Source organism: Diaphorobacter sp. (assembly GCF_050251835.1).
Lineage (GTDB): Bacteria > Pseudomonadota > Gammaproteobacteria > Burkholderiales > Burkholderiaceae_C > JBFXIE01.
Map to the genome: position 1 here is coordinate 13,922 of NZ_JBFWLZ010000027.1, position 17,199 is coordinate 31,120.

Genomic DNA, 17,199 nt, shown 5'->3' on the forward strand with positions numbered 1-17,199 from the left:
TGATGCGCTACGATACTACGTACCTTTTTAGGTAGTTCTCCCTAAATACTTACACCAACTGCTATGAATGTTGCGGACTACCGCCTGGCCTTTGAGATGGCACCCGTGGGCATGGTGATTTCGCGCAACCGCATCATGGTGGACTGCAACCGCCATGTGTGTGAGATGTTCGGTGCCTCACGCGAGTTGTTGATAGGCCAGTCTTTTCAGGTGCTCTATCCCAGCGCCGACGAATATGAACGCCTGGGTGCACGCATGGCGCCCATTCTCAATGCGCGCGGCCACTATGCCGACAACCGCATCATGAAGCGCGCCAACGGCGAGACCTTCTGGTGCCATGTCTCGGGCTGTGCGCTGGATCGCCAGAACCCGCATGCCTCGGGCATCTGGAGCTTCGAGGATCTTTCCGCCCAGCGCCCCGTGAGGGCAGAGTTGACGGCCCGCGAGCGCGAAGTGGCCGCACGGCTGCTGGATGGCATGACCTCCAAGGAGATCGGCCGCGCGCTCGACATCAGCCACCGCACGGTCGAAATCTACCGCGCACGGCTCATGCGCAAGTACGGCGCCTCCACGGCTGCCGACCTGGTGCAAAAGCTGGTGGCGGGCGGCTAACACCACAAGGCTGCAGGTTCAGCAAGGCAAAACGCCACCGGCCTGACTCCTTTGCGGAGATCAGGCCGGTGGCGTTTTAGGTGTGCCCAGGCGCAGGTGCGCGGGTAGTGCAGGCTTACGCCAGATCGAAGCGATCGAGGTTCATCACCTTGGTCCATGCCGCCACAAAGTCACGCACAAACTTTGCGTGGGCATCTGCGCTGGCATAGACCTCTGCCAGTGCGCGCAGCACCGAGTTGGAGCCAAAGACCAGGTCGTTGCGGGTGGCGGTGTATTGCACCGCACCCGTCTTGCGGTCGCGGCCTTCGAACAACTCGTTGGCGGCATCCGCTGGCTTCCATACGATGCCCATGTCCAGCAGGTTGACGAAGAAGTCGTTGCTGAGCACGCCCACCTTGTCGGTGAACACGCCGTGCCGGCTGCCATCATGGTTGGCGCCCAGCACGCGCAGGCCGCCCACCAGTGCGGTCAGTTCCGGCGCGGTCAGCGTCAGTTGCTGTGCCTTGTCGATCAGCAGCTCCTCGGTCGAGGCGCCGCCAGCAACACGGCGGTAATTGCGGAAACCATCAGCCAGTGGCTCCATGACCTCAAATGACGCGACATCAGTCTGATCCTGGCGCGCATCCACCCTGCCTGGCGCGAAGGGCACTTCAACGGTGATGCCCGCAGCCTGGGCGGCCTGCTCGACGCCCACCACGCCGGCCAGCACGATCACATCGGCCAGCGATGCCTTGCCGGATGCCTTCTGAATGGCTTGCAGTTTGGGCAGCACGGCCACGGCAGCAGCGTTGACGGCCCAGTCTTTTTGCGGCGCCAGCGCCAGGCGCGCGCCGTTGGCGCCTCCGCGCTTGTCGCCGCCGCGGAAGGTGGAGGCCGAAGCCCAGGCCACCGACACCAGTTCGCTCACCGACAGGCCCGATGCGGCAATCTGCGCTTTCAGGTCGGCAATGTCGGCAGCCGTGGGCGTGTGTTGCGCTGGGGGCAGCGGGTCTTGCCAGACCAGGTCTTCCTTCGGCACTTCGGGGCCCAGGTAACGCGCCTTGGGGCCCATGTCGCGGTGGGTCAGCTTGAACCAGGCACGCGCAAAGGCTTCGTTGAAGGCCTGCGGGTCGTTCAGGAAGCGGCGCGAGATTTTCTCGAACCCGGGGTCAAAGCGCAGCGTCAGGTCAGTCACCAGCATGGTGGGCTTGCGCTTTTTGGACGGGTCGAACGGGTCGGGAATGATCTCGGGCGCGTCCTTGGCCTCGAACTGGATGGCGCCGGCCGGGCTGCGCGTCTGCACCCATTCGTACTTGAACAGGTTCTCGAAGTAGTTGTTGCTCCACTGCGTGGGCGTCTGCGTCCAGACCACCTCCAGGCCGGACGTGATGGCGTCCGCGCCGCTGCCGCTGCCGTGGCTGCTGGCCCAGCCCAGGCCCATCTGCTCGATGGACGCTGCCTCGGGGGCTGCGCCCACATGGCTGGCAGAAGCGGCGCCGTGGGTCTTGCCCAGCGTGTGACCGCCGGCGATCAGGGCCACGATTTCTTCATCATCCATGGCCATGTTGCCAAAGGTGGCGCGGATGCCGGCTGCGGCCGACAGCGGGTCGCCGCTGGCGTTGGGGCCTTCGGGGTTGACGTAGATCAGGCCCATTTCGGTGGCGGCCAGGGGGTTCTTGGCCAGCACTTCGGGGTTGCGGTGGGCCAGCCAGGTTTTCTCGTCGCCCCAGTTCACGTCCTGGTCGGGTTCCCACACGTCTTCACGGCCGGCGCCAAAGCCAAAGGTGCGAAAGCCCGAGTTTTCCAGCGCCACGTTGCCCGCCAGAATCATCAGGTCGGCCCAGGAGATTTTCTGCCCGTACTTTTGCTTGACCGGCCACAGCAGACGGCGCGCCTTGTCCAGGCTCACGTTGTCGGGCCAGCTGTTGAGCGGGGCAAACCGCTGCTGGCCGCGCCCGGCGCCGCCGCGGCCATCGACCAGGCGGTAGGTGCCCGCGCTGTGCCACGCCATGCGAATGAACAGGCCCGCGTAGGTGCCCCAGTCGGCGGGCCACCAGTCCTGTGAATCGGTCAGCAGCGCCTTCAGGTCGGCCTTCAGCGCGGCGTAATCGAGCTTTTTGAATTCCTCGGCATAGCTGAACTGCTCTCCCAGGGGGTTGGATCGCTCGGAATGCTGATTCAGCAAGTCCACGCGCAACTGGTTGGGCCACCAGTCCTGATTGGTGGTGCTGCTGCTGGCGCCAGCAACATGAAAGGGGCATTTGGATTCAGTAGTCACGTGGAACTCCTTGAGGTGGTGAGTACACAGCGATGATAGGCAGGCACGCATTAAATAAAAAATCAATTAATGCAAAGTCAGTAATAGCTTTTTTTGGAGACTCCATGCCCCGCTACCCCTACCCCGACCTGAACACCCTGCCCGACGACATCCGCACCCGCATCCTGGAGGTGCAGGAAAAGGCCGGCTTCATCCCCAACGTGTTCCTGGCGTTTGCGCGCCGCCCGGCCGAGTGGCGCGCGTTCTTCGCCTACCACGACGCGCTGATGCTCAAGGAAGAAGGCAGCCTGACCAAGGGTGAGCGCGAGATGATCGTCACCGCCACCAGCGCCGCCAACCAGTGCCTGTATTGCGTGGTGGCCCACGGCGCCATCCTGCGCATCTACGAAAAAAAGCCCTATGTAGCCGACCAGGTGGCGGTCAACCACCGCAAGGCCGGCATCAGCCCGCGCCAGCGCGCCATACTCGACTTTGCGATGAAGGTCTGCCAGCGTTCGCACGAGGTGGAAGACGCCGACTTTGCCGCCCTGCACGCGCACGGCTTTGATGACGAGGACATCTGGGACATCGCCGCCATCACCGCGTTTTTCGGGTTGAGCAACCGCATGGCCAGCTTTGCCGGCATGCAGCCCAACCCCGAGTTCTATCTGATGGGCCGCGTGCTCCGCGCAAAGCCAGCCTGAGCTTGGCGCCGCCTCCAAATCGCTCTCAATAAAATAGCTTCCAGCGCTTGCTGCATAAGCGCTGGAAGCCTTTTTTATCTAGAAGCCGTGACCGAGCCGCGGCAGCCGTCAAAAGTATCCAGCCCGCGCTGGTATGAAGGCGATTGCACGTCCAGCAGGCCCAGCATGGAGTGGTAGAGATGGTCATGCGTCAGCGGTGTGTCGGCACTGGCGCGCAGGCAGTCGGCCGACAGCTTCTCGCGGCGCAGCATGCTGTCATGCATCCACGCCACCATGGGCACATGCTTTTGCACGTCGGGTGCCATGCCGTAGGGCATGCCATGCAGGAACAGGCCGTATTCGCCCAGTGATTCGCCGTGGTCGCTCAGGTACAGCAGACCCGTGTCGTAACGGGCGCTCTGGCCCCGCAGCCAGTCGATGGTCTTGCCCAGAAAGGCGTCGGTTGCGGCGATGGAGTTGTCGTAGGCGTTCACCAACTCGCCATGGGGGCAGTCGGCCAGCACCTCGGTGCGGCACTCGGGCATGAAACGCTTGGCGCTGCCTGCCGATCGCTTGTAGTACGCCGGGCCGTGGCTGCCCATCTGGTGCAGCACCAGCAGCACGCCGCGTTCGCGCCGGGCGGCTGGCAAGGCGGCCAGGCGCGCATCCAGGTTGTGCAGCATGGCCTCGTCGCGGCATTCGCCGCCGTCGCACAGGCTTTGGCGCGCGGCATCGTCCAGACCATCGACGGCCTTGGCGCGCGGCACGCGGTCGCACACGCCCTTGCAGCCGGACTGATTGTCCAGCCACAGCACACCCATGCCGGCAGCCTGGGCCACGTCCAGCAGGTTTTCGTAGTCGTTGTCGCGCGACTCGAAGGCGCTTTTGCCCAATGGCGAGAACATGCACGGCAGCGACGCCAGCGTGCTGGTGCCGCAGGATCGCACCTCGCGCCAGCTGAACGCGCCGCGCCGGGCCAGCTCGGGCGTGGTGTCGCGGCCGTAGCCGTTGATGCCGAAGTTCTCGGCCCGGGCGGTCTCGCCCACCACCAGCACGAACAGCAGCGGCCGGGCACCGGCCGTGTAGCTGGCGCCCAGCGCCGCACCTTGCGTCATGGGCACCAGCGTGCGGCTGCGCGCGAACACCGGGCGCAACACCACAGCCGTGGTCGAATACAAACTGGCCAGCGGATTCATCATGTAGCGCAGGTGCGGGTGGTTGCGCATCAGCGGCGCCAGGTCACGCGACAGGGCTGCCACCGTGCCGGCGGCCACGCCCAGCGCCACCACCAGCATCACCAGATTGCGCCCCACCTGGCGCAGCGGCGTCGCGGCCGTGACGCGCACGCGCAGCAGCCACAAGCCGGGCAGCGCCACCACGGCCAGCACGCTGACCAGCAGGCGCAGGCTCAGCAGGTCGGCTACTTCGCCCGCGTCGGTCTGCAGCACGTTGGCGGCCATGCCCGAGTCCATGACCACGCTGTAGGTCAGCATGTAGTACTGCGCCAGCGCGGCCACCAGCACCACCAGCCACCACAGCAGCTTCATGCCGCGCGCAGTCCAGGCCATGAAGGCAAAAATGGCCACCATGCCGCAGACGATCAACACCGCCAGCCCGGCTGCCGGGCGCAGGTACTGGCTGGGTGCCCCGCCAATGCGCGCCAGCTGCAGCCACAGCGGCCAGTTGGCCGCCAGCAGCAGGTACAGCGACAGGCGCACCACGATCTGCTGGGCTGACAGCGGTGCGGACAGCCAGCCGTCCAGCAGGCGCAGCGCCTCGCGCAAACGCGCGGCAATGCCATCGACGGCTGTAGAAGGTTGAGAAGAGATCGGCACGGTGGCCGGGGCGTGAGAAGCGGAAGAGGCGCGCAAGAACATGCCGTCATCGTCACGCCCGTCCCTGAAAGCAAGCTGAAGACGCGGCTCAGGTTTCGTTCAGCTTTGTATCTGGCACCAGCTTGCGGCGCGCATGCCAATGCACCGCCGCGTCCCAGCCCAGCCCCACGGCCCAGCAAGTCCATGCCGTCCACAAGGTGTGGCTCATGAAATGCGCGCCCCGCATTTGCTGCGCCCAGCCCAGCGCCAACCCCGCCGCCAGCGATAGTGCCAGCCAGGCCCCTGCCACATCGGGCGCGGCGCGGCGCAGCACAAACCAGCCTGCGACAAAGCCAAAGCCCGCCGACGCGTGGCCTGCCGGAAAGCAGTGCCCCGGCCCCAGGTCGCGCACGCCCCACAGCCAGTGCGACACGTAGGGCGCCACGCCGCCAAACTCGGCCAGATCCCAGGGGCAACTGGTGGCATTGATCCGCTTGAAGGCCACCACCGCCAGCATGGCGCAGGCGATGGACAGCACCAGCTGCCAGCGCTGCGCAGGCGCCAGGTGGGCCAGGAAACCCCAGGGGCGAAAAATACCCAGCACCAGTGCAGCGATCACCGCGCCGCAGGCATAGCGCGGCCACTCATGCGTCAGCACGGTGAAGGCGTGATGACCTCGCCAGGCAAAACCGCGGGCATCACCAAACAGGCGGGCCATCGGCAAATCGAGCCCGCCCGCATCCAGCAAGGCAATCGACAAGAACAACAACAGCGTCAGAACACACAAGCGGCGCAGATTCCACAAAGACATCACCCAAAAGACGGCACATGGCCGCACAGGCATCAAAGAACAGGGATGCGCAGACTAGGGCAATGACCTGAATGCACCATGAACACAGCGCGGCGCGCCAAGTCCTACACTTTCGGCCCGACCCACAACCGAGAAATTTGCATGCGCGTGCTGCTGGTGGAAGATGACAAGGCCCTGTCCGATGCCGTATGCGGCTACCTGCGGGCCAAGGCCTGCGTGGTGGATGCCGTGCCCAGCCTGGCGCAGGCCGGCGCGGCGCTGCACGCGGCGCAGTACGCCGCGGTGCTGCTAGACCTGCATCTGCCTGACGGCGACGGCCTGAGCCTGCTGCCGCAGGTGCGCACACTCAAAGACCGGCCCATCGTCATCGTGCTCACAGCGCGCGACCAGGTCAGCGAACGCATCGCGGGGCTGGATGCCGGGGCCGATGACTACCTGGTCAAGCCCTACGACCCCGGCGAGCTGGTGGCGCGCCTGCGCGCCGTGGAGCGGCGGCGCAATGCTGCCGCCGTGCCGGTGCTGACGCTGGGCGACCTGCAGATCGACCTGGCGCGCGAGCAAGTGCGCCGCAGCGGCATGCCGGTCACGCTGACGCAAAAAGAATGGGCGCTGCTGCGCGTGCTGGCCCTGCGGCCCGAGCGCATCCACACGCGCGAAAGTCTGCAGGACGCCCTGTATGGCTTTGATGAAGAGGCCGACAGCAACACGCTGGAAGTCTTCATCAGCCGGCTGCGGCGCAAACTGGGGCGCGAGCACATCGAAACCCTGCGCGGCCAGGGCTATCGGCTGGTCAATCGCCCCGCAGAAAGCACCGCCGCATGACGGCGCCACGCCTGTGCGAGCGCCTGCAGGCGCAGACCCTGGCAGGACGACTGACGCGCAGCCTGATCCTGTGGGTGGGCGGCGTGTGGCTGGTGTGCCTGCTGGGCGTGGTGTGGTTTACAGATCGGGAGATCAACCACAATTTCGACGACGAGCTGGCAGAGGTGTCGCACCGCATGTTCGACATCGCGCTGAACCACGTGGACTCTGCCGCGCCGCAGGGCCAGGCACCAGGCGATATTCAAGGCCCGCTGATCCTGCCCTCGCCCGGCTCGTTTGCCGATGCCGACGTGCTCTACCAGATCGTTGCGCCTGACACGCGCGTGCTGGCACGATCGGCCAAGGCCCGGGCCGAGCAGTTCGACGTGCCGCTGGCGCCGGGCTTCGAAAACACCCACGCCTGGCGCGTCTATACGCTGCGCCACCCCACGCGGGCGCTGTTCCTGCAAGTGGCGGACCCGCTGCACGAGCGGCGCGAGGCCGTCAACCGCACGCTGTTCGGCCTGGGCAGCGTCATGGCGGCCATACTGCCACTGCTGGCGCTGCTGCTGCGGCGCATTGCGCGGCGCGAACTGCGGGTGCTGGACCGGCTGATGCACGAAATCAGCCTGCGCGACGGGCAGCAGCTCAACGCCATCGCCCTGCCCGGGCTGCCGCGCGAGCTGCGCAGACTGGAAGACCATGTCAACCGCCTGCTGGAGCGCCTGTCTGGCGCGCTGGACGTGGAGCGCGCGCTGGCCGCCAATGCAGCGCATGAGCTGCGCACGCCGCTCACCGCCGCACGCCTGCGGCTGCAAACCGCGCTGGAGCACGGTCTGAGCCGCGTCGACGTGCAGGCGGCCATCGACGCGCTGCAAACCCTGAGCCGGCGCACCGAAAAGCTGCTGCAGCTGTCGCGCGCCGAGTCCAGCGCCCCCTACACCCGCGAGCCAGTGGATCTGGCGCTGCTGGCCAACACCGTGGCGCAGGAGTTTTGGCAGGACGAGCGCGCCTCGGAGCGGCTGGACCTGGTGCTGGCCCATGAAGGCCCCGCCCCCGTGGCGCTGGGCGACTTTGATGCGCTGGCCATCGCCCTGCGCAACCTGGTGGAAAACGCGCTGAACTACGCCAGCGACAGCCCCGTAGAGCTGATCGTGGGCCCGGGCTGCGAAGTGGCCGTGCGCGACCACGGCCCCGGCGTCAGCGGCGACCGTCTCCAAACCCTGCAGCAGCGCCATGTGCGCCAAAGTGCAGATCAAGCAGGCTACGGGCTGGGCCTGTCCATCGTGGCCACTATCGCGGCCAAGCACGGCACGCGCCTGCAGCTCACGTCGCCGCTGCCGGGGCAGTCCGGCGGATTCGAGGCGCGGCTGGCGCTGATGGCCCGGCCCTGAAGCCCATACCCGCGCCGAAGGCCCGCAGCCCAATGGCTCGCCTTTTTTCTGTAAACCGATGACTACAATCGCCCGACCGCGAGACCCCTGTCCCGAAACAGGCCGGCTTCCACCTGTTTTTCCACTATTGCATCCAAAGAGACATCCATGACGAACGACGAAATCCTTAGCACCTACGGTCCCCGAGAGGCCATGGAATATGACGTGGTGATCGTCGGTGGCGGCCCCGGCGGGCTTGCCACGGCCATACGCCTCAAGCAGCTGGCGGCCGAAAAGGGGCAGGACGTATCTGTCGTGGTGCTGGAAAAAGGCTCCGAGCCCGGCGCGCACATTCTGTCGGGCGCCATCATGGATCCACGGGCGCTGACCGAACTGATCCCCGACTGGAAGGCCAAGGGCGCGCCGCTGAACCAGCCGGTCACCGACGATGCCTACATCTTCCTGTCGGAAAAATCGGGCTACCGCGTGCCCAATATGTTTCTGCCGCCGTTTGCACACAACCACGGCAACTACATCATCAGCCTGGGCGCGGTCACCAAATGGCTGGGTGAGCAGGCCGAAGCGCTGGGCGTGGAAATCTTCCCGGGTTTCACCGCCGCCGAGGTGCTCTACAACGACGATGGCTCCGTCAAGGGCGTGGCCACCGGCAACATGGGTATTGGCAAGGACGGCGAGCCCACCGACAACTTTCAGCTGGGTATGGAGCTGCTGGGCAAGTACACCGTGTTTGCCGAAGGCGCGCGCGGCCACCTGGGCAAGCAGCTGATTGCCAAGTACCGGCTGGACGCCGGGCGCGACCCGCAAAGTTTTGGCATCGGTATCAAAGAGCTGTGGGAGATTGACCCCGCCCGCCACCAGCCCGGCTTTGTCATGCACACCGCCGGCTGGCCCATGGAAAACGACACCTACGGCGGCGCCTTCCTCTACCACCTGGAGGGCAACAAGGTCGCGCTGGGCTTTGTGACCGGCCTGGGCTACACCAACCCCTATCTGAGCCCGTTTGAGGAATTCCAGCGCTGGAAGACCCACCCCAACGTCCGTTACTACCTTGAAAACGACAAGGGCGAAGTCACCGGCAAACGCCTGTCTTACGGCGCGCGCGCCATCAACGCCAGCGGCATCAACGCGCTGCCCAAGTTCGTCTTCCCTGGCGGTGCGCTGGTGGGCTGCAATGCAGGCTTTTTGAACGTGAGCCGCATCAAGGGCAGCCACGCTGCCATCAAGACCGGCATGCTGGCCGCCGAGGCCGCCTATGACGCCATCACCGCCGGCCGCCAGCACGACGAACTGGCCGCCTACACCGAAGCCTTCGACAAGAGCTGGCTGCACACCGAGCTGAACAAGGACCGCAACTTCAAGAACTGGTTCAAGCACGGCCTGACGGTGGGCACGCTGATGAACGGCTTTGAACAATTTGTGCTGCGCGGCCACATCCCTTGGACCATCCACCGCGACAAGCCTGACCACGCATACCTCAAGCCCGCAGCTGAGTGCCAGCCCATCGTCTATCCCAAGCCCGATGGCAAGCTGACCTTCGACCGCCTGTCCAGCGTGTTCATCAGCAACACCAACCACGAAGAAAACCAGCCCGCGCACCTGACGCTCAAGGACGCCAGCGTGCCGGTCAACATCAACCTGGCCAAGTACGCCGGCCCCGAGGCGCGCTACTGCCCTGCCGGTGTGTACGAATTTGTGCCCGACGAGACCAAGGGCGGCAACGCCCAGCGCCTGCAGATCAACGCGCAAAACTGCGTGCACTGCAAGACCTGCGACATCAAGGACCCCACGCAGAACATCGTCTGGGTCACGCCCGAAGGCGGCGGCGGCCCCAACTACTCGGGCATGTAAGCTGCCGTGGGGGCGTTGATTTGCTATGTAATCAATAGCTTTCAGCGCTTTGTGAATAAGGGCTAGAGGCCAATTTGACACTTATAACTGCAAAAGGAGATAGACACCCATGAAGACCTTTTCCCTGGCGCCTCTGGGCGCAATTGCACTGGCGCTTGCCGCCTTGTCCCCGCTGGCGCATGCCCAGCAAAAGTCGGTGGCCGTCACCGCCATCGTGGAGCACCCGGCGCTGGACTCGATTCGCGACGGCGTGAAGGCGCAGCTGCAGGCCGCCGGCTACGAAGAGGGCAAGAACCTCAAGTGGCAGTACCAGAGCGCCCAGGGCAACACCGGCACTGCCGCGCAGATCGCACGCAAGTTCGTGGGTGACAAGCCCGATGCCATCGTCGCCATCGCCACCCCGTCCGCCCAGGCCGTGGTGGCCGCCACCAAAGCCGTGCCCGTGGTGTTCTCGGCCGTGACAGACCCCGTGGCCGCCAAGCTGGTCAAGAACTGGGAGCCCTCCAAGACCAACGTGACCGGCGTGTCAGACGTGCTGGCACTGGACAAGCAGATCGACCTGATCAAGCAGGTGGTGCCGGGCGCCAAGCGCGTGGGCATGGTCTATAACCCCGGCGAAGCCAATTCGGTGGTGGTGGTCAAGCAGCTCAAGGAACTGCTGCCCAAGATGGGCATGACGCTGGTGGAAGCCGCGGCCCCCCGCTCGGTGGACGTGGGCAGCGCCGCGCGCAGCCTGGTGGGCAAGGTGGACGTGATCTACACCAACACCGACAACAACGTGGTGTCGGCCTACGAGTCGCTGGTGAAGGTGGGCCAGGAGGCCAAGCTGCCGCTGGTGGCATCCGACACCGACAGCGTCAAGCGTGGCGCCATCGCCGCTCTGGGCATCAACTACCGCGACCTGGGCGAACAGACGGGGCGCATCGTGGTGCGCCTGCTCAAGGGCGAAAAGCCCGGCGACATCAAGCCCGAGGTCAGCACCAAGGTGGAGCTGTTCGTAAACCCCGGCGCTGCCGAAAAGCAAGGCGTGAAGCTGTCAGACGCGCTGCTCAAGTCTGCTGCGCAAGTGGTTCAATAAGTCCCGGCGCCTCACCTGGGCCACGCTTTGCAGCCCAGGCAGTCGGCCTGTTCACGCAGGAGCCATGGCACACCGTGGCTCCTGTTTTTAGTTTCAACCGCCACTGTCCATGTCACTCTTTTCCCTGCTGGGCGCCGTCGAGATCGGCCTGATCTTCAGCCTGGTCGCCCTGGGCGTCTTCATCTCGTTTCGGCTGCTGCGCTTTCCCGACCTGACGGTGGACGGCAGCTTCCCGCTGGGCGGTGCCGTCTGCGCCATCCTGATCTCCACGGGCCACAACCCCTACGTGGCCACGGTGGCTGCCACCGCTGCGGGGGCGGTTGCGGGCCTCATCACCGGCTGGCTGAATGTGCGCCTGAAGATCATGGACCTGCTGGCGTCCATCCTGATGATGATCGCGCTGTACTCCATCAACCTGCGCATCATGGGCGGCCCCAATGTGCCGCTGATCAACGAAGACACGCTGTTCACCTTGCTGCAGCCGCCGGGGCTGGATGACTACTGGTCGCGCCCCATGATCCTGCTGGTGATCGTGATCGCGGCCAAGCTGTTCATGGACTGGTTCTTCGCCACCGAGCGCGGCCTGGCGATTCGCGCCACCGGCTCCAACGCGCGCATGGCCCGCGCGCAGGGCATCAACACCGGCGCCATGCTGCTGCTGGGCATGGCGGTGTCCAACGCGCTGGTGGCGCTGGCGGGCGCGCTGTTTGCGCAGACGCAGGGCGGCTCCGACATCTCCATGGGCATCGGCACCATCGTCATTGGGCTGGCCGCGGTGATCGTGGGCGAGAGCATCCTGCCCTCGCGCCGGCTGGTGCTGGCCACGCTGGCGGTGGTGATCGGTGCCATCGTCTATCGCTTTTTCATTGCGCTGGCGCTCAACAGCGACTTCATCGGCCTGAAGGCGCAAGACCTGAACCTGGTGACTGCCGTGCTGGTGACCATTGCGCTGGTCATTCCGCAAATCAAGCGCAAGCTGGCTGCGCGCGGCCGCTGAACGGCTGTAGTAGGAAACCCCCATGCTGAGCGCACAAGACCTCTTCATCACCTTCAACCCGGGCACGCCGATCGAGACACGCGCGCTGAGCGGCATGTCGCTGGACATTCCAGCAGGCCAGTTCGTCACCGTGATCGGCTCCAACGGCGCGGGCAAGTCCACGTTTCTCAATGCCATCTCGGGCGACCTGTCCGTCGATACCGGCCGCATCTCCATCGACGGCCAGGACGTGACGCGCCAGCCCGTGTGGGAGCGCGCCCAGCGCGTGGCACGCGTGTTCCAAGACCCCATGGCCGGCACCTGCGAAGACCTCACCATCGAAGAAAACATGGCCCTGGCCCAGCAGCGCGGCACGCGCCGCGGCCTGATCGGCGCGGTCAAGGCCGGGGAACGCGACATGTTCCGCGCCCGCCTGGCCACACTGGGCCTGGGACTGGAAAACCGGCTCACGGATCGCATCGGACTGCTGTCGGGCGGCCAGCGCCAGGCGGTCAGTCTGCTGATGGCGGCGCTACAGCCCTCGCGCATCTTGCTGCTGGACGAGCACACCGCCGCGCTGGATCCGCGCACGGCCGATTTTGTGCTGCAGCTCACGGCGCGCATCGTGTCCGAAAACCAGCTGACCACCATGATGGTCACGCACAGCATGCGCCAGGCGCTGGACGTGGGCCAGCGCACCGTGATGCTGCACCAGGGCCAGGTGGTGCTGGACGTGTCGGGCGACGAGCGCGCCCGCCTGGACGTGCCCGACCTGCTGCAGATGTTCGAGAAAGTGCGCGGCGAAAAGCTCGCCGACGACGCGCTGCTGCTGGGCTGAGGCCTGGGGGCGGCAGCCCCTGCGCGCAGCAGGCACCGTCAATCGCCGCCCAAGACCTCCACCACATAATCGACGAAGCTCTGCAGCTTCTGGGTGCGCAGCCGACCCGGCGCCGTCAGCAGATGCACCGGCAGCGATGGCGGCGCGTAGCCCGGCAGCACGGGCACCAGGCGCCTTGCGCGCAGGTCGTCCGCCACCAGCGGCACCGGCTGCAAGATGATGCCCATGCCCCCCAGCGCCGCCACGCGCAGCGCCTGACCCACATTGGCCGATAGCGCGCCGCTGACCTGCACCTGCTCGCGCCCGCCTGGGCCGTCGAAGTACCACTCCTCCCGGGGCGACCAGTGGCTGAAGCCCAGGCATTGGTGCCGCTGCAAGTCTTGCGGCGTGCGGGGCTCGCCCTGCGCGGCCAGATACGCGGGCGCCGCGCAAGCCACCATCTGGTAGGGCGCCAGCGCCCGCGCGCGCAGGCCCGAGTCCGGCAGCGCGCCCACGCGAAAGACCGCGTCATACCCCTGCGCAATCACATCCACCACGCTGTCGCTCAGCTCCAGCCCCAGCGTCACCTGCGGGTGCCTGGCCCGGTAGCCGGGCAGCACGGCGGCCAGGCAATAGGTGCCGTAGTTGATGGAGGCGCTGATGCGCAAATGCCCCTGTGCCAGCTGGCGGCTTTCCTGGGCGATGCTGTCGGCCGCTGCAACTTCGGCCAGCACGATCTTGCAGCGCTCGTAATAGGCGCGCCCTACTTCGGTCAGGCTCTGGCGGCGGGTGCTGCGGTTGAGCAGCATGACGCCCAGAGCGGCCTCCAGCTGGCGCACATGCTTGCCCACCATCGGCGCCGACAGGCCCAGCACCTGGGCCGCGGCGGCAAACGAGCCGCACTCCACCGCCTTCACAAACACCGCCATGCTGCCGAGCTTGTCCATTGATTACAAACCATTGGTTTTTATTCAATGAATTATGTGCTGATTGATTCAATATCGATACCTCCTTAAAGTGGGCGCATTGTTTTCACACACCCCCAGAAAGGTCTTTTCATGCTGAATATCGATTTGCGCGGCAAAACCGCTGTCGTCACGGGCTCCACTGTCGGAATCGGGCTGGCCATCGCCAAGTCGCTGGCGCAGGCCGGTGCTGCGGTGGTCGTCAACGGCCGCAAGCCTGAGGCCGTCGAGCAAGCGGTGCAGGCCGTACGCCAGCATGCCCAAGGCGCCAGCGTGCAGGGCGTGGCAGCCGACCTGGGCACGGCCGAGGGCTGCCGCCAACTGGCGGCCCAGGCGCCGCACTGCGACATCCTGATCAACAACCTGGGCATCTACGGCACCACGCCGTTCCTGGAGATTGGCGACGACGAGTGGCAGCGCTACTGGGACGTGAACATCATGTCCGGCGTGCGCATGTCGCGCGCCTACATGCCGCAGATGCTGGAGCGCAACTGGGGCCGGGTGGTGTTCATTGCGTCGGAATCGGCGCTCAACATTCCGGGCGACATGGTGCATTACGGCACCACCAAAACCGCCATGCTGGGCCTGGCCCGCGGCCTGGCCAAGACGGCGCGGGGCACAGGCGTCACCGTCAACAGCGTGCTGCCCGGCCCCACCCTGTCCGAAGGCGCCGCGCACATGCTGATGGCCACCGCGGCACCCGGCCAGACGCTGGAAGAAGCCGGCGTGGCCTTCGTCCAGCAGCACCGCCCCTCGTCCATCATCGGCCGGGCCGCGCAACTGGAAGAAGTGGCCAACATGGTGGCCTACGTGGCGTCGCCCCTTTCGTCGGCCACCACGGGCGCCGCGTTGCGCGTGGAAGGCGGCATCGTGGATAGCCTGTAAGGCACATGGCACACCAGCGCTGCTGACTACAACGCAGCGCCTGGTTTACTACTAAAAAAATAGCTGCTGGCGCTTTATTGATAAGGGCTGGCGGCTTTTTTTCATTCAAAAGCCCGCACTACACCCCCAGCGGCAAATCGGCTTTCTTCAGCGTGCGCAGCACAAAGCTGGAGCGGCTGTGGCTGATGCCCTTGATCTTGTAGAGCTTCTCGCGCAGCAGGCGCTCGTAGTCGCGCGTGTCTTTCACCACCACGCGCAGCAGGTAGTCGTAGTCGCCCGACACCAGATGCGCCTCGATCACCTCGGGAATGCTGGCCAGGGTTTCGCCAAACTTTTCCAGCGTGTTGTCGGAATGGCTGTCGAGCGTGACCATCACCAGCACCGTATCCGGCAGATCAAGCGCCCGCGCATTCAAACGCACGGTGTAGCCCTCGATCACGCCGGCCTCCTCCATCTTTTTGATGCGCCCCCAGCACGGCGAGGGGCTCAGGCCGACGGCAGCGCCGATTTCCTGCAAGCTGGCGCGAGCATTGGCCTGCAAAACCGAGAGGATTTTTCTATCAAGGCGATCCATGGTTTGATTATTCAAAATTAATCCAATTTTGCAGAATATTTTTCTGCAAAAAAGACTAAAAGCCAGAAATACAGCAAAAGCATCTGTGCCCTGTGGCGCATACTTCTTCCCATCAAGGCGCTCTTACCGGAGCGCATAACATTGACAAGCCCCCACCCGGTTACCGCCGGGCTGGGGATTGGCAAAACCGGCCACCGCGGCACTTTTAAACGAAAACCCTGCACACCCCCTGCCCTTGACATGCGGGCAATGCCAGTAGAATGCTGGCCCGTCAGGAGAGAGCCGCAGCGCACCGCGCAAGGCCGCCGAAGGCGCAGGCAGCAGCCGAACGCTCAGGCAAAAGGACTGACGACACGCCCGCAGGGATGCGGGCGTTTCCTTGCTGGAGAGAGGCCGCCCGCACGCCCGGGCAGCCCACCGAAGGAGCAAGCCCGCCCCCCGCAATGGGTATCAGGCCGGGTGAATCTCTCAGGTAAAGCGGACAGCAGGACACACCCGCCGCCAGTGCCCCATCAGGCCGGCTGCGGTTTCCCATTCATCCTGGAGAAACGCCGTGTCCACTGCCGCCCCTGCCCAAGCGCCACTTCTGACCACCCCGCTCAATGCCCTGCACCTGGAACTGGGCGCGCGCATGGTGCCCTTTGCCGGTTACTCGATGCCCGTGCAGTACCCGGCAGGCCTTATCGCAGAGCACCAGCACACGCGCACGCAGGCCGGTTTGTTTGATGTCTCGCATATGGGGCAGCTGCGCCTGGTCGGCCCCGATGCCGCCGCGGCGTTCGAGTCGCTGATGCCCGTGGACGTGATCGACCTGCCCGTGGGCAAGCAGCGCTACGGCCTGCTGCTGAACGACGCGGGCGGCATCATCGACGACCTGATGTTCTTTCGCGTGGCGCAGGACGAGCTGTTCGTGATCGTCAACGGCGCCTGCAAGGCGGGTGACATCGCCCACATCCAGGAGCGCATCGGCCAGCGCTGCCAGGTCATCCCCCTGCCCGATCAGGCCCTGCTGGCGCTGCAAGGCCCGCAGGCCGCCGCCGTGCTGGCGAGCCTGGCGCCGGGCGTGGACAAGCTGGTGTTCATGACCGGCGGGCATTTCGACATTGCCGGCGCGCCCTGCTTTGTCACGCGCAGCGGCTACACGGGCGAAGACGGCTTTGAGATCTCAGTGCCCGCAACGCACGCTGAAGCCCTGGCGCGCACGCTGCTGGCGCAGCAGCAGGTCAAGCCGATTGGCCTGGGCGCGCGCAACTCGCTGCGTCTGGAAGCCGGCCTGTGCCTGTACGGCAACGATATCGACGCCACCACCACTCCGGCCGAAGCCGGGCTGAACTGGGCCATCCAGAAAGTGCGCCGCACCGGCGGCGCCCGCGCGGGGGGCTTTCCGGGCGCGGACGCGGTGCTGGCGCAGATCGACAACCCCGCCAGCCTCACGCGCAAGCGCGTGGGCCTGGTGGCGCTGGAGCGCGTGCCCGTGCGCGAGGGCACGGCGCTGCACAGCGAATCGGGCGAGCCCATCGGCCAGGTCACCAGCGGCCTGCTCGGCCCCACGGTCAACGCGCCCATTGCCCTGGGCTATGTGCCGCCCGCCTTTTCTGCCGTTGGCACGCGGGTCAACGCCATCGTGCGCGGCAAGGCCGTGCCCATGCAGGTGTGCGCCACGCCCTTCACACCCGCGCGCTACTTCCGTGGCTAAATCCGCGTC

Annotated in this window: 15 protein-coding genes and 2 riboswitches; of the genes, 10 read left to right on the forward strand and 5 right to left on the reverse strand. The window is 65.6% G+C overall.

Features of this window, described 5'->3' with window-relative positions:
• Positions 1-63 precede the first annotated feature (63 nt).
• Positions 64-612 carry a LuxR C-terminal-related transcriptional regulator gene (locus AB7E35_RS10310; RefSeq protein WP_428163580.1) on the forward strand — a complete coding sequence of 183 codons (549 nt, stop codon included), beginning with the start codon at positions 64-66 and terminating at the stop codon, positions 610-612.
• Positions 613-727: 115 nt separating this feature from the next.
• On the opposite strand, the gene katG is transcribed toward AB7E35_RS10310, so the two are convergent.
• On the reverse strand, positions 728-2,869 hold the full coding sequence (katG, locus tag AB7E35_RS10315; protein ID WP_428163581.1) for a catalase/peroxidase HPI: 2,142 nt from the start codon (positions 2,867-2,869) through the stop codon (positions 728-730).
• A 104-nt stretch (positions 2,870-2,973) separates the two neighbouring features.
• Here katG and AB7E35_RS10320 point away from each other — a divergent pair, with 104 nt between their 5' ends.
• Entirely contained in the window at positions 2,974-3,552 is a 579-nt protein-coding gene (locus AB7E35_RS10320) for a peroxidase-related enzyme (RefSeq protein ID WP_428167499.1), read from the forward strand.
• Between the two features lie 74 nt (positions 3,553-3,626).
• On the opposite strand, the gene AB7E35_RS10325 is transcribed toward AB7E35_RS10320, so the two are convergent.
• Together AB7E35_RS10325 and AB7E35_RS10330 are read right to left on the reverse strand one after the other, a co-directional pair.
• Complete coding sequence (locus AB7E35_RS10325) at positions 3,627-5,408, reverse strand: phosphoethanolamine transferase (RefSeq protein ID WP_428167500.1); 1,782 nt, start codon at positions 5,406-5,408, stop codon at positions 3,627-3,629.
• 46 nt (positions 5,409-5,454) lie between these two features.
• On the reverse strand, positions 5,455-6,156 hold the full coding sequence (locus AB7E35_RS10330) for a phosphatase PAP2 family protein (RefSeq protein WP_428167501.1): 702 nt from the start codon (positions 6,154-6,156) through the stop codon (positions 5,455-5,457).
• A 141-nt stretch (positions 6,157-6,297) separates the two neighbouring features.
• Here AB7E35_RS10330 and AB7E35_RS10335 point away from each other — a divergent pair, with 141 nt between their 5' ends.
• The 6 genes from AB7E35_RS10335 to AB7E35_RS10360 all read left to right on the forward strand — a co-directional run bounded on the left by AB7E35_RS10335 (position 6,298) and on the right by AB7E35_RS10360 (position 13,091).
• The gene (locus AB7E35_RS10335) at positions 6,298-6,978 is read left to right on the forward strand and encodes a response regulator (protein ID WP_428163604.1); all 681 of its coding nucleotides are present in this window, start codon (positions 6,298-6,300) and stop codon (positions 6,976-6,978) included.
• Positions 6,975-8,351 carry a sensor histidine kinase gene (locus AB7E35_RS10340; protein WP_428167502.1) on the forward strand — a complete coding sequence of 459 codons (1,377 nt, stop codon included), beginning with the start codon at positions 6,975-6,977 and terminating at the stop codon, positions 8,349-8,351. Before AB7E35_RS10335 ends, AB7E35_RS10340 begins: the two co-directional genes overlap by 4 nt.
• 147 nt (positions 8,352-8,498) lie before the next feature.
• The gene (locus AB7E35_RS10345) at positions 8,499-10,199 is read left to right on the forward strand and encodes an electron transfer flavoprotein-ubiquinone oxidoreductase (protein WP_428167503.1); all 1,701 of its coding nucleotides are present in this window, start codon (positions 8,499-8,501) and stop codon (positions 10,197-10,199) included.
• A 109-nt stretch (positions 10,200-10,308) separates the two neighbouring features.
• Positions 10,309-11,277, forward strand: a complete 969-nt coding sequence (locus AB7E35_RS10350) for an ABC transporter substrate-binding protein (protein WP_428167504.1) — start codon at positions 10,309-10,311, stop codon at positions 11,275-11,277.
• A gap of 109 nt (positions 11,278-11,386) precedes the next feature.
• Complete coding sequence (locus AB7E35_RS10355; protein ID WP_428163588.1) at positions 11,387-12,274, forward strand: ABC transporter permease; 888 nt, start codon at positions 11,387-11,389, stop codon at positions 12,272-12,274.
• 22 nt (positions 12,275-12,296) lie between these two features.
• Positions 12,297-13,091, forward strand: a complete 795-nt coding sequence (locus tag AB7E35_RS10360; protein ID WP_428167505.1) for an ABC transporter ATP-binding protein — start codon at positions 12,297-12,299, stop codon at positions 13,089-13,091.
• Positions 13,092-13,129: 38 nt separating this feature from the next.
• On the opposite strand, the gene AB7E35_RS10365 is transcribed toward AB7E35_RS10360, so the two are convergent.
• Positions 13,130-14,017: a LysR family transcriptional regulator gene (locus AB7E35_RS10365; protein ID WP_428167506.1), complete on the reverse strand. Its 888-nt coding sequence runs from the start codon at positions 14,015-14,017 to the stop codon at positions 13,130-13,132.
• Between the two features lie 114 nt (positions 14,018-14,131).
• On the opposite strand from AB7E35_RS10365, the gene AB7E35_RS10370 reads away from it, so the two are divergent.
• Entirely contained in the window at positions 14,132-14,920 is a 789-nt protein-coding gene (locus tag AB7E35_RS10370) for an SDR family NAD(P)-dependent oxidoreductase (RefSeq protein ID WP_428167511.1), read from the forward strand.
• Between the two features lie 118 nt (positions 14,921-15,038).
• Here AB7E35_RS10370 and AB7E35_RS10375 read toward each other — a convergent pair whose 3' ends face one another.
• The gene (locus AB7E35_RS10375) at positions 15,039-15,494 is read right to left on the reverse strand and encodes an Lrp/AsnC family transcriptional regulator (RefSeq protein WP_374608061.1); all 456 of its coding nucleotides are present in this window, start codon (positions 15,492-15,494) and stop codon (positions 15,039-15,041) included.
• 264 nt (positions 15,495-15,758) lie between these two features.
• Positions 15,759-15,850, forward strand: a riboswitch (glycine riboswitch).
• A gap of 16 nt (positions 15,851-15,866) precedes the next feature.
• A riboswitch (glycine riboswitch) is annotated at positions 15,867-15,989 on the forward strand.
• A gap of 58 nt (positions 15,990-16,047) precedes the next feature.
• Here AB7E35_RS10375 and gcvT point away from each other — a divergent pair.
• On the forward strand, positions 16,048-17,190 hold the full coding sequence (gene gcvT, locus AB7E35_RS10380) for a glycine cleavage system aminomethyltransferase GcvT (RefSeq protein ID WP_428163591.1): 1,143 nt from the start codon (positions 16,048-16,050) through the stop codon (positions 17,188-17,190).
• The last annotated feature ends 9 nt before the right edge of the window (positions 17,191-17,199 follow it).

Coding starts and splice junctions, on each gene's coding strand:
- AB7E35_RS10325 (WP_428167500.1), bottom strand. CDS start 5,408: ATGTTCTTGCGCGCCTCTTCCGCTTCTCACGCCCCGGCCACCGTGCCG.
- AB7E35_RS10350 (WP_428167504.1), top strand. CDS start 10,309: ATGAAGACCTTTTCCCTGGCGCCTCTGGGCGCAATTGCACTGGCGCTT.
- AB7E35_RS10310 (WP_428163580.1), top strand. CDS start 64: ATGAATGTTGCGGACTACCGCCTGGCCTTTGAGATGGCACCCGTGGGC.
- AB7E35_RS10355 (WP_428163588.1), top strand. CDS start 11,387: ATGTCACTCTTTTCCCTGCTGGGCGCCGTCGAGATCGGCCTGATCTTC.
- AB7E35_RS10375 (WP_374608061.1), bottom strand. CDS start 15,494: ATGGATCGCCTTGATAGAAAAATCCTCTCGGTTTTGCAGGCCAATGCT.
- AB7E35_RS10335 (WP_428163604.1), top strand. CDS start 6,298: ATGCGCGTGCTGCTGGTGGAAGATGACAAGGCCCTGTCCGATGCCGTA.
- AB7E35_RS10345 (WP_428167503.1), top strand. CDS start 8,499: ATGACGAACGACGAAATCCTTAGCACCTACGGTCCCCGAGAGGCCATG.
- AB7E35_RS10365 (WP_428167506.1), bottom strand. CDS start 14,017: ATGGACAAGCTCGGCAGCATGGCGGTGTTTGTGAAGGCGGTGGAGTGC.
- AB7E35_RS10330 (WP_428167501.1), bottom strand. CDS start 6,156: ATGTCTTTGTGGAATCTGCGCCGCTTGTGTGTTCTGACGCTGTTGTTG.
- AB7E35_RS10340 (WP_428167502.1), top strand. CDS start 6,975: ATGACGGCGCCACGCCTGTGCGAGCGCCTGCAGGCGCAGACCCTGGCA.
- AB7E35_RS10320 (WP_428167499.1), top strand. CDS start 2,974: ATGCCCCGCTACCCCTACCCCGACCTGAACACCCTGCCCGACGACATC.
- AB7E35_RS10360 (WP_428167505.1), top strand. CDS start 12,297: ATGCTGAGCGCACAAGACCTCTTCATCACCTTCAACCCGGGCACGCCG.